Raw genomic sequence first — 14,458 nt, 5'->3', positions numbered from 1 at the left:
CTGAAAATTATATCTTATTTACGCCTAATCCCGCTTTATCGTCCTGCTGAATTTATTTCAGCATCTTTTTAGCGTGAAAGACCCTGAAATAAATTCAGGGTGACGACCGTCTTAACAGAAAACTTGATTAAAACGCCACAAAATGAGATTTAATAATCGAACTCAGGTTACTATATACTTCCCAATGCTTACTTAATGTATTTTCCTTTTTCCATTTTAAAAAATCAAAACTATAATTTCTGGCTTCCTTAACTAGTGCCTTTAGTTTTACAAGTGGTAAATTTTCAACTTTGGTTAATGGATGCATACGCGTGCGGTATAAGACCTCGTTTTTAATAATATTACCCACTCCACTAAAAATCTGTTGATCCAGCAATACGTCGCAAACCAATGCCTGGGGTTTTTCTTTTAACTTTTTAATAGCTGCATTGCCGTTCCACTCATCAGCCATTACATCGTTTTCCCAGTGGTAATGTTTTTTAACGTTTCCTTCCAGGAGGTCAACTTTGCAGGTATAAAAGTTTAATTCATCTTTTTTAAAGATCAGTCCCAATTTTAATGGCGCTTTTTTACGCTCATTAATTAAATAACTGCCAAATAGCATAAAATGAATACGGATGGTGAAATCGTTAAAACAGATCAGGAAATGTTTACCCCAGCTCTTAAAATCCTGGATCTTTTCATGGAGCAATCTATCCTTGTCGAAATTTGCATTGCCTGCTACTTCCAGTACTTCAGGTTTACCCAAATGGAGCGCTTTGATTAAATCTTTTAGTATTACAATTGATGGGCCTTCGGGCATATTATTCTTCCTCTAGTTTCTGGAATTTAAATTTATCCTTAATATGACGGTTAAAATATCTTCCTTTCGATCCAGAAGCCTTTAACATCTTATAAATTTTTTCGGGGACCTTTTTATATTGATAAATCATATCGGTTACAAAGATGATTTTCAATGTTTCTGTAGCTGCATCATAACTAAAATATTTGATCACTGATGATGGCATAATATTGATTTATACTTTAAAAACAGCTGTCAGTACAAATGGTTTCAAGCCTTTTCGAGTGTCGATTCTTCTTTTTGGACTTTAATCTTTTCTTTTTTCAGATCGATACGGATAATGTTATATAAGCTCATATAAACATTTGCCACCCATACTATCGAAAAGAAAGAAATAACGTAACCACGCCAATCGGGATAAAGTAAAGTGAATCTGGTAATAAAAAGCAGAATAGCGGTTACATAATGACTGAAGCAATATTCGCAGGTAAAAACATAAAAAAACTTTCTTTTTGCCAGTTGATCGCAGTTTTTAGAACGGTTTACACAGAATTCACGCGCTTCTTTGAGAATTTCTTCTTTAGTAACTGTCCAGGCTATGCAAGCTACTGGCAAAGCCATAATGAAGAGGTAATAAATGGGTGCTTCCATAGTAATTAAATCAGGGTATAAATACAACCTTAAAGCCTTGAAAATGTTTATTAAGCGATAAACATTTTGATTATATTTATGTTAATTAAAATATATCAAATTATTTGTTTTATGGAAAGATCAGAAATCATATCTCTACTTGAGGTAATCAATCAACAGGTTAGTTCTTCGGTTTTAGGTGGGATGGAAGAAGAATATGAAGAATTAGAAAGCATGGGACTGATTAAAATTAACCGCGATTCGGTACAATGGTCGTCTGCTATGACGCCTGCAGGAAATGCTTATTTGGGGCATGATTAAAACAGATTGCAATGTTTTAACCACAGAGGACGCCAAGTGAAGAGCGCGGAGATCACAAAGCTGCGACGACCGTTCTTTGGAATCTGTGGATGATAGCCTAGTCTAAGACTTTTAGATTTATTATTGACCATATAAGAAATATAAGGTCATTTAAGGTTGTATATTCTTGCGTGGTTTAAAATGATTTGAAATTCTTTCAATTTATATTTAATACCAAGATTATTAAAAATTTGATTCTTCAAGCCATATAGCCCTGATGGAAATGGAAATCCCTTTTGGTTATGCGATGACTTGTTTATATCAGATTTTAACCAAAAGGATTGGAATGGACAGCAGGACTGGACCCTCACTAATGGCTACTGGCATTGCGCTTCAAAAAAAAACTGTTTATTTTTAACGATTGATCAGTAGACCTCCCATTAGGATCTTTACAACTAAACTTTGACCAATTTATTGTTGGAATTCTGCTAAATTTGCAGCAAGTTTAGAATTGTGCCCTAAATAAAATAATAGGCCATTCTATCTGCAGATATGAACGATTTACAACTTAGAACAGTTAATGTAACCAGATATGTTACGCCTCTACGCGAGGGGGGCTCTATGCCTGCCATTGCCGAGGCTGATGATAACTTTTTATATGTACTGAAATTTAGAGGAGCAGGACAGGGTACCCGGGCTTTAATTGCCGAACTAATTGGTGGCGAAATAGCCCGCTATTTAGGTTTGCGTGTACCTGAATTGGTTTTTGCTAATTTAGATGAAGCTTTTGGGAGAACAGAACCCGACGAAGAAATCCAGGATCTGCTAAAAGCCAGCGTGGGCTTAAATTTGGCATTGCACTATTTATCTGGCGCAATAACATTCGACCCGACTGTAACTACGATTGATGCTAAACTTGCCTCGCAGATTGTATGGCTGGATTGTTTTTTAACCAATATGGACCGTACCTGCAGAAACACCAATATGTTGCTGTGGCATAAAGAGCTTTGGTTAATCGACCATGGTGCTGCGTTATATTTTCATCACTCCTGGCAGAATTGGGAAGAGCAGGCTATTAAACCTTTCTTTTTGGTAAAAGACCATGTATTGTTACCATGGGCCACTGAACTAGAAAGCGTAAATGAGGAATTTAGTAAACTTCTTAGTCCTGAAAAGATCGAAGCGGTGATTAATTTAATTCCTGACGACTGGTTGGAAGGCGAAACGAACTTCGAAAGCAAAGCAGCGCACCGTAATGCCTATACGCATTTCCTTACTACCAGGTTAACTCATTCAACTATATTTTTAAAAGAAGCACAGCATGCAAGGGAAATTCTTATTTGAGTATGCTGTGATTCGCGTAATGCCCAGGGTAGAACGTGAAGAGTTTATTAATGTGGGCATTATTCTGTTTTGTGCCAAGCAAAAATTTCTAAAAAGTGTTTTTGCACTGGATGAGAAAAGAGTAAAGGCTTTATTTACAGAGATAGATCTAGAAGCACTAAAAGAGAACTTGTGTGCTTTTGAGAGAATAAGTACCTCTGCAAAAGGATCAGGTGCCATTGGTCAATACGACCAGGCTTCTCGTTTTAGGTGGCTTACGGCAACCAGAAGTACGGTTGTGCAGTGCTCAAAAGTACACCCTGGTTTTTGCGATGATGCAGAAGAAACACTGCTAAGGCTGCATAACGAGCTTGTTTTATAGAAAACAGTTTGCAATTGGCAGTTTTCAGTTAACAATCAAGCAATTTACAATTAAGCAATAACAATACCATTAACCCATCTACCCTTGCCAAAAGAATATTTCAAAAAACTCCAGGATCTGCTCGATACCGAACGCAACGAAGATTTACAATCGTATTTAAAACTTACTGAAAATACTTCGGCTGCCGATAGGAGAGCCTTGGGTTTAACCTGGTACCCTATTGCAATCAGGAATACCGAAATAGGCCGTGGCGATTACTTAACTGTAGAGTTGGAAAGGACTACCCATCAAGATTTTTCTCATCAGTTCCGTTTTGGTTCTGCAGTGGTATTATTTTCTAATCATGATGCCAAAGAAGATCGGATAGAGGGGATTATAAATCACCAAAGTGGTAGCAGGATGAAAATCAGCTTCCGTGTTGATGAATTACCAGATTGGACCAGAGATGGCAAACTTGGTGTAGATTTACTTTTTGATAATAACAGTTACGACGAAATGCAGAGTGCCCTTAAACAGGCTACGCATTTGGCAGAAAATGAATCAGAAAATAAACTGATCCGTATTTTAACGAAAGGAGAAAAACCTTCATTTCAGGGCGAAGAGAAATTTATCATTCCAAATACGCTAAACGACTCGCAGCAATTAGCGGTGAATAAAATTATTGCAGCCGATCATTTGGCTGTGGTTCATGGTCCACCAGGCACTGGAAAAACGACAACACTTGTGCACGCTATAAAATCGTTGGTTAAACACAGCGATCAAAAAATCCTGGTGGTAGCACCAAGTAATACTGCTGTTGATTTACTTACTGAGAAGTTAGCTGCTGAAGGGCTAAAAGTGATCCGTGTAGGGAATCCGGCAAGGGTCTCAGAAAGATTGCTTGCGGCTACTCTTGATCATCAAATGGCCGATCATCCGGAGATGAAAACGATTAAGGCTTTAAAAAAACAAGCCAGTGAGTATAAAAACATGGCTCATAAATACAAGCGGAGCTTCGGCAAAGCAGAACGGGAGCAACGTAAGGCCTTATTTGATGAAGCGCATAAAATTGGAAAGGAAGTAGAAAAAACGGAGCAGTACATTATGGATAATCTGTTTACTAAAGCACAGATTATTACCGCCACCCTGGTGGGAGCCAACCACTATACTGTTCGGAATTTAAAGTATAATACCATTGTGATTGATGAGGCTGGCCAGGCTTTGGAGCCTGCTTGTTGGATACCGATTTTAAAAGCGCAGAAAGTAATATTAGCTGGTGATCATTTTCAGCTTTCTCCAACTATAAAATCAAATGAAGCTGCCAGAAATGGTTTAAGTAATACTTTACTCGAAAAAGCAGTAAGTCTTCATCCAGAGTCGGTTGTGTTGTTAAAAGAACAATACAGAATGAACAAAGATATTATGGGTTATTCATCTCAGGTGTTTTACAAAAATGAGTTAATAGCGCATCACTCTGTTGCCGATCATTTATTGTTTACCGGCGATCAACCGATTCAATTTATCGATACTGCAGGTTGTAGTTTTGACGAAAAATTAGATGGAACAAGTACAACCAATCCTGATGAAGCTGCATTTTTGGTCAAACATTTAACGAATTTGGTTGCTAGTTTGACAGGTAAAACCTTAACTGATAGTTTTCCGTCTGTTGCCATTGTCTCCCCTTATAAACAGCAGGTTCAGATTTTAAATGCGTTGGTTCAGGAAAATGAAATTTTAAATCCATATCGCAATAAAATTGCAGTTAACACCATTGATAGCTTTCAGGGGCAGGAACGTGATGTGGTTTATATTAGCCTCACCAGGAGTAATGGCGATGGAAGCATTGGGTTTTTATCAGATACCAGGAGAATGAATGTTGCCATGACAAGGGCAAAGAAAAAGCTGGTTGTTATTGGCGATAGTTCTACTTTATCGAAATCTAATTTTTATGCTGAATTTATCCAGTATGCTGAGCAATTGAACGCGTACCACAGCGCCTGGGAATTTATGGAGCTATAACCATAAAATTGTTGCTTTTTACAATTGCTTCACATGATATGACGCAAGTTGATGCTAAACCTTTTCCAGTTTCTTTTCTTCTGCGAGTTTGCCCGATATACTGGCCCCTGCAATTAACAGTTCTTGCGTAATGGTTTTGGTATATTCTGTAATTTCTGATTTAAAATCTTTTACTGATGAGCCTGAACGTATTTCTTCCAATCTTTTTTCCCACTGTCCGGTAAGTTCAGCCTGTGCAATCTGCTTGTCCTTCACTACTTCATAAACAGCCAAACCTTTATTGGTAGGTACAAGATTTCGCTTTTCCCTTGTAATATATTCTCTGGTGATTAACGTTTCGATAATGGATGCACGAGTTGCCGGCGTACCTAAACCACTATCTTTCATGGCATAACGCAGTTCTTCGTCTTCAATCTCCTTGCCACAGGTTTCAAGCGCTTTTAATAGCGAAGCCTCGTTGTACATTGGCTTTGGTTTAGTCTGCTTTTCTAAAAGAGATTTTTCCGTTATAGGCAATAGTTCTCCAACAGCAACCTTTGGTAAAGCTGCATTGTCTTCATCTTTTTTATCATCTTCAGGGTCGTTAAAAACAGCCCGCCAGCCTGCAGAGCGGATTACCGTTCCATTGGCAACAAAAGTAACTCCCGATTGAATGGTTATTTTGGTTAACTCCTTAATACATTCCTGATGAAAAGCCTCAATCATCCGACCAACAACCATATCGTATACAGCTTGTTTATCTGAGCTTAGCCCATAAGCTTGTTCGCCAGTAGGTAAAACAGCATGGTGATCGGTTACTTTTTTAGCGTTAACACTTCGCTTATTTAAAGTGATGGTTTGCAAAAACTGTGCTTGCTTTCCAAAATCAGCATGATCGGTAAATTTTGCAATCAAATCTGGAACTCCGGCAAAAACATCATCACCAATGTAGCGCGATCCGGTACGGGGGTAAGAAACCAATTTACTCTCGTACAGGTTTTGCAAAATATTAAGTGTTTGATCAGCAGTATATCCCTTTTTCTTATTGGCTTCTTGCTGTAAACTACTTAAGTCGTGCAATAAGGGAGGTGGTTCTTTTCTTGGCTTTGCTTCTACAGCCGTAATATTTCCGCCGGTTGGAAAACCAGAAGCCACATCCTCTACAAGCGCAAATAACTTCTCTACTTCTTCCTTTTCTTTATAATTCGAAGTTGATATAGCCTTAAATGTCTGCTCATCTTTAGAAAGTAAAATGCTGATTTGATAATAGGTCTGAGGAACGAAATTTTTAATCTCCAAAAAACGAGCGCAGATCATGGCCAGGGTAGGCGTTTGTACCCGACCTAATGAAAGAACTGTTCTGTTACCTGCCGAAATACTCAGCGCCTGTGTGGCATTCATTCCCACCAGCCAGTCTGATTCTGAGCGGCAATGGGCCGAATTAAACAAGGTATCGTAATCGGTTCCAGGTTTTAAATTTCTAAATCCATCTTTTATAGCTTCATCCGTTTGCGAAGAGATCCAAAGGCGTTTGAAAGGTTTTTTGCATTTGAGGTAATAATAAATGTACCTGAAAATTAATTCACCCTCACGCCCCGCATCCGTAGCCACAATAATTTCACTCGCCTCATCAAAAAGTTTTTTTATGGTGTCTAATTGTTTCCGTACTGCCGGATCTTCTACAAAACCATCTTTTGTTTTAATCTTTCTAATGGCAAGTTTAAACTTTTGCGGAAGCATGGGTAAATGTTGCTTCCTCCAGCCAATAAAACCATAATCTTGAGGGGGAGCCAATTGTAATAAATGCCCGAATGCCCAGGTAAAAGAATATCCTTTACCTTCAATGTATCCATCTTTTCTGGTGGTTGCTCCGAAAACTTTAGCAAGTTCACGACCAACAGAGGGCTTTTCTGCAATTACAATCTTCATGAATGGGCTTATCTTTTCAACCCCAAAGATGATTAAAATATTGGCAACCGATTAAAAAAATTACTCACAATGCTACTTAACATTCGTTTGGGCAAACAATTATCATATAACTTTGTCCACCATTTGTGTCAGAAATTTTTATATCGGATTGATTAACAATTCGGTAATATCTCTATCTAACAGCTACAATTGATTTTTAATGAATGGATAAAATTTATGAACTGGCAGGTAATAAAATTAAAGTAGGGCTCGAACCGCAATTAATCCGCGTGTATAGTAATGCTCAACTTTGGACTTATCTTGATGGAAAAGCAGATGCAAGGTTTGAGCTTTTGATAAATACAATTAAAGCCGATTATGAACAGCATTTCGGTAAAGCACTAGCGATTTCTAACGCTTCGCTTATTGTAGAAATCCTGGTACATGTGTATTGCGATTATCTGGGACTATCCTTCAATCGCATGGTGCAAATAAAATGGATTCAAGCTTTGGTTAAAAAACTGCTCAAACGGGCAGAAGTTGTAGACTGTGGCGAAAAGGGGGTAGACAGTAACCGTTGGGTTTGGGATTTACTAGCCAGTAGCAAATCGTTTTTTATCTGGATTTTACCTAAAAACCTGAATGCCAAAAATATTAAACAACATTAATCCATTTGGGCTGCTAAAATCTGTTCCTGATTTAATACAACACTTGCTGCCAGTGTTTCATTTAAAAATGATGAATTGTATTGTTGTTCTGAATTATTGATGAACAGTACCGTTCGGTCAGAGATGGTATTGATCACCTGATCGGCCAACTTAGCCGGGACAGCAGGACAACCCTGACTTCTGCCCAGTCTGCCTAATTGATCGATGCTTTTTTGACTTACATAACTGGCGCCATGAACCACAATGGACCTTTCTCTTGCATTGCTGTTAAAACCTTGGTCCATACCATCCAATTTAAGCGAACGGCCATGTTTTCCGTAGTAGACTTCACCGGTTAAATAAAAACCTAAGCTACTCTGGTTCGAATTGATATTGTTGGAAAAGTAGGCTGGTTTATCGCCACCACTGTTTTGCCCATGAGCTACCCAAGTATTTAATACCAGTTTTTTGCTCGCAAGATCGATAATATACAGGCGTTTTTTAGAACTTTCCTGATCAAAATCGGCAATGGTTAAAATAGATTTGCTATGTAAAAGACCAGAATATTTTAAGTTATAAAAACCGGTTAGGGCTTTTTCAAAAACCTCTTCGCTTAATCCGGCAGAATCTAAATGAACCTGATGGTAAATATTTGAGATATATTGATTGTATAAGCTATCTGTAGCTACGTGCTTAACTACTTCTTGTTGTGTATGGGGAAGCTCCGCTGCTTTCCAACTTGTTCCGACAATGCTCATACCCATCAAAAAAATCGTAGCAATGTCCAGGATGTATTTCTTCATTCAGTATGTTTTAATTTGATATTGAGCTATTTATACGGTTGTTTTGCTCAAATGTTGCCCAAATCAATTCTGTAGCATTTCAAATACAATTGGTTTTACATTTTGGTGACTTAAAACGGAATAATATAGCTTTTAGGAATGTGAGGCGGCAAGCTATATCATATCTGTTGTTTCCCGCAGAATCGCAGAAGGACGCAGATTTGAGTGGCTTGTCATTCCTAACGGAAATGATCCTCTCTAGTTAAATTATAATCTGTGTTAATCGTCTTAATCTGCGGAAAAAAACTTATTAATTTTTCTTTAAATCTATTTGCCTATTTTTGCTACCTAACGAATAAAAAATGCCAAACGAAGAAAATGATTACTCTTTCTGGACCAAATACAAAAGATTTGCTTCAACAGAAATTTTGATGTATTTAATTATGATTATTGGTATTGGCCTCGGGATTATTTTTTTAAGCTAAAGCCTGCTTTTGTTTCCCGCAGATTTAGCAGAAAAGAGGCGCAGATATAATTTGAGCTCACATTTTTACACCGTACACGTGCGTATTGTCGGCCTGAGCGTAGTCGAAGGCACTCTTTGCAGGTTGTTTCATCGTCATGCTAACCAATAGACCAATGGCTTATGAACCAATGAACTAATTCTTTAAGCTAAGTGCTAATTTTAAATAATCTGCAGAATTTACATCATTAATGAATTTAGAAAACTCATTATACTGCGCTGCAGGAAATGTACCATCGTTTAGTATAAATTTCCGGTAATAGGTTAGTTTGTTGCCTACTAAGCTGGCCTTACATACATATTCTCCGAAAGGGCTTTTAAAAGCTTTATCTTGTCCAATAATCAATGCTGTAATTACATTATCTGGCAAGGTATAAACAATGGTATCTTCGTCTGTATATCCGCGGTTAATGTAAACGGGCAGTGTTCTGTTCTTTATTTCAGGAATTGACCGCCTCAGGTTAAAGGCATTGAGCTGTAAAAACATTTTATTTCCATTAACAGGCGCATAATTTCTGATATTAATGCTTACTTCTTCCGTTAATTTGGGCGATATATCTTTTTTCTGCGCAAAGGAAACTGCTTCGAAATCAATATTGTCAATGTTATAAGCTTCTTTTAGTAATTTATGCTGTTCGGTTATTGATTTACCAATCAGCGATTCCTGATTTTCATATTGTGAGCCAGCATAAACGGTATTCATTTTTCCAGATACACTGCCATCTAACTGAACAGTTAAGTTGGCTTTACGTATCTGCAAGTTCTCAGCAGTGGTTAGTTTCGGTGTATGCAATAGTTTACCTCCTTCGGTAGTACAAGCAAGTACTAATCGATCATCTGTAAAATCGCTTAAAAAGCCAAAGGGGATTTTTTGGCTGGTGCATTCTAACCAGGTCGTGTCGCCCTTTAACGGCATGCATAAAATTATATGATTGCCCTGTACCATACTGGCATAGTTCGGGTCCATACTTTTCTTTTCAGAACCAGCCGATACTACGCAGTAATAAGAATCTATATTTGCTGCACTGAGCAGACTTTGCATATAATTTACTAAAGCTTTACAATCACCATAGCCCAACCGGTCTACTTCGCTGGCTGCAATCGGCTGAAAACCGCCAATACCAATTTGTACGCTGATGTACCTTGTTTTATCTTGTAAATACCGATAAATTTTACGTGCCTTATCTTTGTCGGTTCTTTCGTTTTTTACCAGATCTTTTACCATTTCAATGGTGGCAGGTGGCAGGGCTTTGCGTGCTGCTAACAGATCGTCATAAATCCACTTGCCGAGATCTTTCCAGTTGGTGTAACTGCCTTTATGGTTGTAATAATAAAACGTTTGCGGGGCAATCTGGATGTTGGTTGCATAAGTTTCGTGTGCCGGACTATAGGGTTCAGTTCTAACGGCTAAGATATTATTTGCCTTCCAGATTGTTTTTTTCTGCTTCTCATCAGTGAGTACTTCTGGTGTTCCGCTATAATTCTGGGTTTTTATTCTTACCTGATCTGTTGGCTTACAAATAAAGGTATAGGTACTTTTCTCTACTGAAACATCATCTGCCGGTTTCGGACTCCAATCGGGTATAATCAGGTTCTGCTTATTTCTAATCTCATAATTATAAACCAGGGTGTAAGGGTACTGATTTACCGATGGCAGATAGTGTTTTACACGGCTATCAACAAAGAGCGAAAATCCATCTGCTGCGCTCATATCGGCAAAATCGTTCTGAGAAAATTTGTTCGTGAGTTTGCCAACGCTGTTGTAAACTTCTCCTTTTATCCCTTTAATTGAAATATTTTTATCGTAATAGAGTACCAAACGTGCTTCGTCCTCTCCATTTTGGTTAAATACCGTAATGGCTTTTTTTACATTAAGCATTACGTTATCAGGCGAACGCATATCGATGGTTGTTTCTTCATTCCTGATACAGGCATTGGCGCGGTTGCGCAGGTTAGCGGGAATTAAATCAACATCATAGTTGTCTTGTGCAAAGCCAACAACAGAAACTAAAAGCAAGGAAAATACGGTAAATAAGAATCTCATTTAATTTGCTTTTTTTAATAAAAACTCTGTTTTTTGGTTTTGGATGATCTTGCTGTAGAATTCCTTTAAGAAAAGATATTCTTCTGGCTGATAAATAGCATTGTTAAACTGTAAGACCTGACTCATCGAAATGGTGTTTCCATCTAAACCTGTTTGTAATAAATACTTGCCGCCAGCATTGGGTAAAGCTATTGCCATATCTTTTGGTTTTTCTATCAATTGGTATTTTTCTGGTAACAGCACATTGATGATAATACGCTCGTCAGACGCCGCACCCAAATCAACTGGGTAGGTACGTTCGTTTAAATTAAATGGATTTTTCGAAATGGTATTGATAAAAAATGGGCTAAAATAAAACTGATCTTTATTTGTGCCATCGTTTATGGTAAACTCAACCTCGTATTTTTCTATTAAAGAATTTTCTACACTATCCAGGTTCAAAATTTGATGATCAAGTATCTTAATTCTGGTTAAACGTTCATCAAGCTTCTCGACATATTCATCCGGCGAATTGTATCGAAGAATATCTTTACGTTTGCCATATGCCGCGTAACCCATGGTATGGGTAGTTAAAGTGCCAATGATTTTTCCTTCAGTTGTCATTTTTCCCGTTAGGATATAACTGGTAGTTGTTTTCTGGCTGGCCTTTAAATCTATCCAGTAAGATGGTTTTTTTAAATTGATTACCCTGCCCTGGTCGTTAATACACCGAAGTGGTAACAATCCGAAGGGTAGAAGTGGTTCAGTAGCATCCAACAAATAACTTTTATCGGCAAAGTTTACTTTAGCAACCAGGTAATTAAAATCACTCATTACCGGATAAAGTTTGTTTACAGTTCCATTATCACGGGTAGAAAGGATAACAGCCTCTGCATCTAAACCAGCTGCAGAAAGTGCCGCAATTAGGCTCAGGTTAATATCTGCCACATTGCCCGATCTGTTTTCTAGTGCCTTTTTGATATTATCTTCTGCGTATTTTCCGTAATAATTATTCCATTTGATCTGTTTTTTAATGTAATTATAAACGGCTTTTGCTTTATCTAAATCGGTAGTACTTCCTTTCGTAATTTCTGGAATGAGGTCTTTAAAAACATCTTTCCTTTTCATCTGATCGCCTAACGTTTTATACGATGACAGTTCATAATCAATATCTTTCCAGGTTTTGGTATAAGATGTTTTTCCCCCATTCAAATTCTGTACATCTGAAAGCTCAAAATAAATGGCCGATTTAAAGTTACTGGGAGCAGTCATGTTGTCTTCCTCGATAAATGCCGGAATGTTTTTCATCATGTAGTTGATTTTTGAACAATCGATAGCTACGCCTGAAAGCCTTAAACATTCTTTGCTCAACTCTACTTTTTGATCCGTCAGTTTTTGAAATCCGCGTAAGGAAACATTATAGTTGTAAATGCCTGGAATGTAAACCAAATATTCGCTAATCACCTTTGGAATATCGCTTTGGAATTCCCAGGTTTTGAAATTAAACAGGTTTGGAGATTTTAACCTATAACTATACTCAATTACCGATCCTTCTTTGAGGTTTGGAAGCGTAAACTTGGTTAGTCTGGTGTATTTTGACCGGTTTTCAGTGAAAACAGCCTTTCTGTCCATTACGGTTTCTACAAAATTATTATTTACATAATTAAAAGTAGAAGCTTTTAAATCGCTGATTGTTTCTTCGCGGGATTCGTCTTTATAGGTTGGAATAACAATATTAGCTTCCTTAAAGCCTTCTTTATTGTAGATTTTGATTTTTACGTGGTGTTCAAAAATCAACTCTAAATTACCTGTATTATCGTCGCGTTGAATTGATGCCGTACCAAATTCTTTTAAAACAATAGCATTCGCATTGCTGTCTAATTTTTTTCTGTCGAATTCGTAATCATCATAAGTGATTGCGCCAAAGTTAAAGTTTTGAGCATGAGTAGTTAATGATAAAAATAGGAGGAATAGTATGGCTAATGTCTTATTCATTTGAGCGTATATAAATTGTCGCAATTTAATCCTACAAATTAACATTCTGAAATAATTTGACAATTAAATTTATAAATTAATAAAGCTGTTTTACAGAACTAATGAAACCTTTTTAGCACTTTTGAAAAAAAAGAATTTGACATTCCGATTCAAATCTAATGTCGCCAATCTCACATCATAAGAAATGAAATTAAATTTAAAGCGCCCTTTAGCATTTTTTGATTTAGAAGCTACTGGAATTAATGTTGGAGCCGACAGAATCGTTGAAATAGCGATTTTAAAAGCCATGCCAGATGGTTCTGAACTGGTTAAAACCTGGCGTGTAAATCCAGAAATGCCGATTCCTTTGCAAACGTCGTTAATACATGGTATTTATGATGAAGACATTGCAAACGAGCCTACCTTTAAAACTTTGGCAGCCGAAATTGCCGAATTTATTGGCGAAAGTGACCTGGCAGGATACAATTCGAATAAATTTGATATCCCGATGCTTTTAGAAGAATTTTTAAGGGCTGAAGTGGATTTTGATATGAACAACCGCAAGTTTGTTGATGTACAGAACATATTCCACCAAATGGAGCAGCGTACCTTAAAAGCGGCTTATAAATTCTATTGTCAGGAAGATTTAATTAATGCACATGCTGCAGAAGCAGATGTTATTGCCACTTACAAAGTTTTACTTGGCCAGTTAGAAATGTACAAGGAAACCGAGTTTGAGAGCAAACAAGGTGTAAAAAGTATTCCCGTTGTAAATGATGTAGATGCACTGCATATTTTTACCAATATTAATAAACCTGTAGATTTTGCCGGTAGATTGGTGTATAATGATAATGATGAAGTGTGTTTCAATTTTGGTAAACATAAAGGTAAAACAACAGCACAGGTATTTTCTGTAGAACCTAGTTATTATGCCTGGATGAAGAATGGCGATTTCCCCTTGTACACAAAGAAGAAATTAGATGAGGAGTGGGCAAAATTCAATGCCAAGAAAAACGAAAACAAAGTAGCTAGGCCGCAAAATAATGCACCTGCAAATAAACCTCAATATCAACAGAAACCTCAACCGAAGACAGAAAAACCAGCACAGCCAATTAATACAGATATGTTGGAGCAGTTGAAAATGAAATTTGGTAAGTAGTTTTGGTTAATCGGTTAATTGTTAGTATTGATTTTTATTAAAAGATAAC

At 37.3% G+C, this 14,458-nt stretch carries 14 protein-coding genes; 7 read left to right on the top strand and 7 right to left on the bottom strand.

Annotated elements, in window-relative coordinates:
• Window positions 1-127: 127 nt before the first annotated feature.
• From AW17_RS15420 to AW17_RS15410, 3 genes are read right to left on the bottom strand one after another with little or no spacing between them, the layout of a single operon-like run.
• Window positions 128-802, bottom strand: a complete 675-nt coding sequence (locus AW17_RS15420; protein ID WP_051691879.1) for a DNA-formamidopyrimidine glycosylase family protein — start codon at window positions 800-802, stop codon at window positions 128-130.
• A 1-nt stretch (window position 803) separates the two neighbouring features.
• A complete protein-coding gene (locus AW17_RS15415; protein WP_029277937.1) occupies window positions 804-1,007 on the bottom strand; it encodes a KTSC domain-containing protein in 204 nt (67 codons plus the stop codon).
• 44 nt (window positions 1,008-1,051) lie between these two features.
• Window positions 1,052-1,432 (bottom strand): hypothetical protein, encoded by a 381-nt coding sequence (locus AW17_RS15410; RefSeq protein WP_029277935.1) that lies wholly within the window; start codon window positions 1,430-1,432, stop codon window positions 1,052-1,054.
• Window positions 1,433-1,543: 111 nt separating this feature from the next.
• On the opposite strand from AW17_RS15410, the gene AW17_RS15405 reads away from it, so the two are divergent.
• The 4 genes from AW17_RS15405 (at window position 1,544) to AW17_RS15390 (ending at window position 5,414) form a co-directional block, all read left to right on the top strand.
• Window positions 1,544-1,732 (top strand): hypothetical protein, encoded by a 189-nt coding sequence (locus tag AW17_RS15405; protein WP_029277933.1) that lies wholly within the window; start codon window positions 1,544-1,546, stop codon window positions 1,730-1,732.
• Between the two features lie 531 nt (window positions 1,733-2,263).
• Entirely contained in the window at window positions 2,264-3,055 is a 792-nt protein-coding gene (locus AW17_RS15400) for a HipA family kinase (protein WP_029277932.1), read from the top strand.
• Complete coding sequence (locus AW17_RS15395) at window positions 3,033-3,416, top strand: DUF3037 domain-containing protein (RefSeq protein ID WP_029277930.1); 384 nt, start codon at window positions 3,033-3,035, stop codon at window positions 3,414-3,416. The genes AW17_RS15400 and AW17_RS15395 overlap by 23 nt, the downstream gene beginning before the upstream one ends.
• Before the next feature lie 84 nt (window positions 3,417-3,500).
• The gene (locus AW17_RS15390; protein ID WP_029277929.1) at window positions 3,501-5,414 is read left to right on the top strand and encodes an AAA domain-containing protein; all 1,914 of its coding nucleotides are present in this window, start codon (window positions 3,501-3,503) and stop codon (window positions 5,412-5,414) included.
• A 54-nt stretch (window positions 5,415-5,468) separates the two neighbouring features.
• Here the strand turns inward: AW17_RS15390 and AW17_RS15385 are convergent, their stop codons facing one another.
• Window positions 5,469-7,322, bottom strand: coding sequence for a DNA topoisomerase 3 (locus tag AW17_RS15385; protein WP_029277927.1), 1,854 nt, complete (start codon window positions 7,320-7,322; stop codon window positions 5,469-5,471).
• Window positions 7,323-7,525: 203 nt separating this feature from the next.
• Here AW17_RS15385 and AW17_RS15380 point away from each other — a divergent pair, with 203 nt between their 5' ends.
• The gene (locus AW17_RS15380) at window positions 7,526-7,969 is read left to right on the top strand and encodes a hypothetical protein (RefSeq protein ID WP_051691878.1); all 444 of its coding nucleotides are present in this window, start codon (window positions 7,526-7,528) and stop codon (window positions 7,967-7,969) included.
• On the opposite strand, the gene AW17_RS15375 is transcribed toward AW17_RS15380, so the two are convergent.
• On the bottom strand, window positions 7,966-8,751 hold the full coding sequence (locus tag AW17_RS15375) for a murein L,D-transpeptidase catalytic domain family protein (protein ID WP_029277924.1): 786 nt from the start codon (window positions 8,749-8,751) through the stop codon (window positions 7,966-7,968). The two genes, AW17_RS15380 and AW17_RS15375, sit on opposite strands and share 4 nt — an antisense overlap.
• Before the next feature lie 341 nt (window positions 8,752-9,092).
• On the opposite strand from AW17_RS15375, the gene AW17_RS25170 reads away from it, so the two are divergent.
• Window positions 9,093-9,215 carry a hypothetical protein gene (locus tag AW17_RS25170; RefSeq protein ID WP_255512125.1) on the top strand — a complete coding sequence of 41 codons (123 nt, stop codon included), beginning with the start codon at window positions 9,093-9,095 and terminating at the stop codon, window positions 9,213-9,215.
• A gap of 174 nt (window positions 9,216-9,389) precedes the next feature.
• Here the strand turns inward: AW17_RS25170 and AW17_RS15370 are convergent, their stop codons facing one another.
• Together AW17_RS15370 and AW17_RS15365 are read right to left on the bottom strand one after the other, a co-directional pair.
• Window positions 9,390-11,297, bottom strand: coding sequence for a DUF3857 domain-containing transglutaminase family protein (locus AW17_RS15370; protein WP_029277923.1), 1,908 nt, complete (start codon window positions 11,295-11,297; stop codon window positions 9,390-9,392).
• On the bottom strand, window positions 11,298-13,271 hold the full coding sequence (locus tag AW17_RS15365) for a transglutaminase family protein (RefSeq protein WP_029277921.1): 1,974 nt from the start codon (window positions 13,269-13,271) through the stop codon (window positions 11,298-11,300).
• A 184-nt stretch (window positions 13,272-13,455) separates the two neighbouring features.
• On the opposite strand from AW17_RS15365, the gene AW17_RS15360 reads away from it, so the two are divergent.
• On the top strand, window positions 13,456-14,409 hold the full coding sequence (locus AW17_RS15360) for an exonuclease domain-containing protein (protein WP_029277919.1): 954 nt from the start codon (window positions 13,456-13,458) through the stop codon (window positions 14,407-14,409).
• Window positions 14,410-14,458: the final 49 nt, after the last annotated feature.

It is taken from the genome of Pedobacter borealis DSM 19626 (genome assembly GCF_000708285.2).
Taxonomy (GTDB): Bacteria; Bacteroidota; Bacteroidia; order Sphingobacteriales; family Sphingobacteriaceae; genus Pedobacter; species Pedobacter borealis.
The sequence above is the reverse complement of the archived record's forward strand: the minus strand, read 5'-3'. Positions and strand labels throughout refer to the sequence as shown.

Bases quoted from the DNA above. Each gene is read 5' to 3' on its own strand.
- AW17_RS15420 (WP_051691879.1), bottom strand. From the start codon at position 802: ATGCCCGAAGGCCCATCAATTGTAATACTAAAAGATTTAATCAAAGCG.
- AW17_RS15415 (WP_029277937.1), bottom strand. From the start codon at position 1,007: ATGCCATCATCAGTGATCAAATATTTTAGTTATGATGCAGCTACAGAA.
- AW17_RS15410 (WP_029277935.1), bottom strand. From the start codon at position 1,432: ATGGAAGCACCCATTTATTACCTCTTCATTATGGCTTTGCCAGTAGCT.
- AW17_RS15405 (WP_029277933.1), top strand. From the start codon at position 1,544: ATGGAAAGATCAGAAATCATATCTCTACTTGAGGTAATCAATCAACAG.
- AW17_RS15400 (WP_029277932.1), top strand. From the start codon at position 2,264: ATGAACGATTTACAACTTAGAACAGTTAATGTAACCAGATATGTTACG.
- AW17_RS15395 (WP_029277930.1), top strand. From the start codon at position 3,033: ATGCAAGGGAAATTCTTATTTGAGTATGCTGTGATTCGCGTAATGCCC.
- AW17_RS15385 (WP_029277927.1), bottom strand. From the start codon at position 7,322: ATGAAGATTGTAATTGCAGAAAAGCCCTCTGTTGGTCGTGAACTTGCT.
- AW17_RS15380 (WP_051691878.1), top strand. From the start codon at position 7,526: ATGGATAAAATTTATGAACTGGCAGGTAATAAAATTAAAGTAGGGCTC.
- AW17_RS15375 (WP_029277924.1), bottom strand. From the start codon at position 8,751: ATGAAGAAATACATCCTGGACATTGCTACGATTTTTTTGATGGGTATG.
- AW17_RS25170 (WP_255512125.1), top strand. From the start codon at position 9,093: ATGCCAAACGAAGAAAATGATTACTCTTTCTGGACCAAATACAAAAGA.
- AW17_RS15370 (WP_029277923.1), bottom strand. From the start codon at position 11,297: ATGAGATTCTTATTTACCGTATTTTCCTTGCTTTTAGTTTCTGTTGTT.
- AW17_RS15365 (WP_029277921.1), bottom strand. From the start codon at position 13,271: ATGAATAAGACATTAGCCATACTATTCCTCCTATTTTTATCATTAACT.
- AW17_RS15360 (WP_029277919.1), top strand. From the start codon at position 13,456: ATGAAATTAAATTTAAAGCGCCCTTTAGCATTTTTTGATTTAGAAGCT.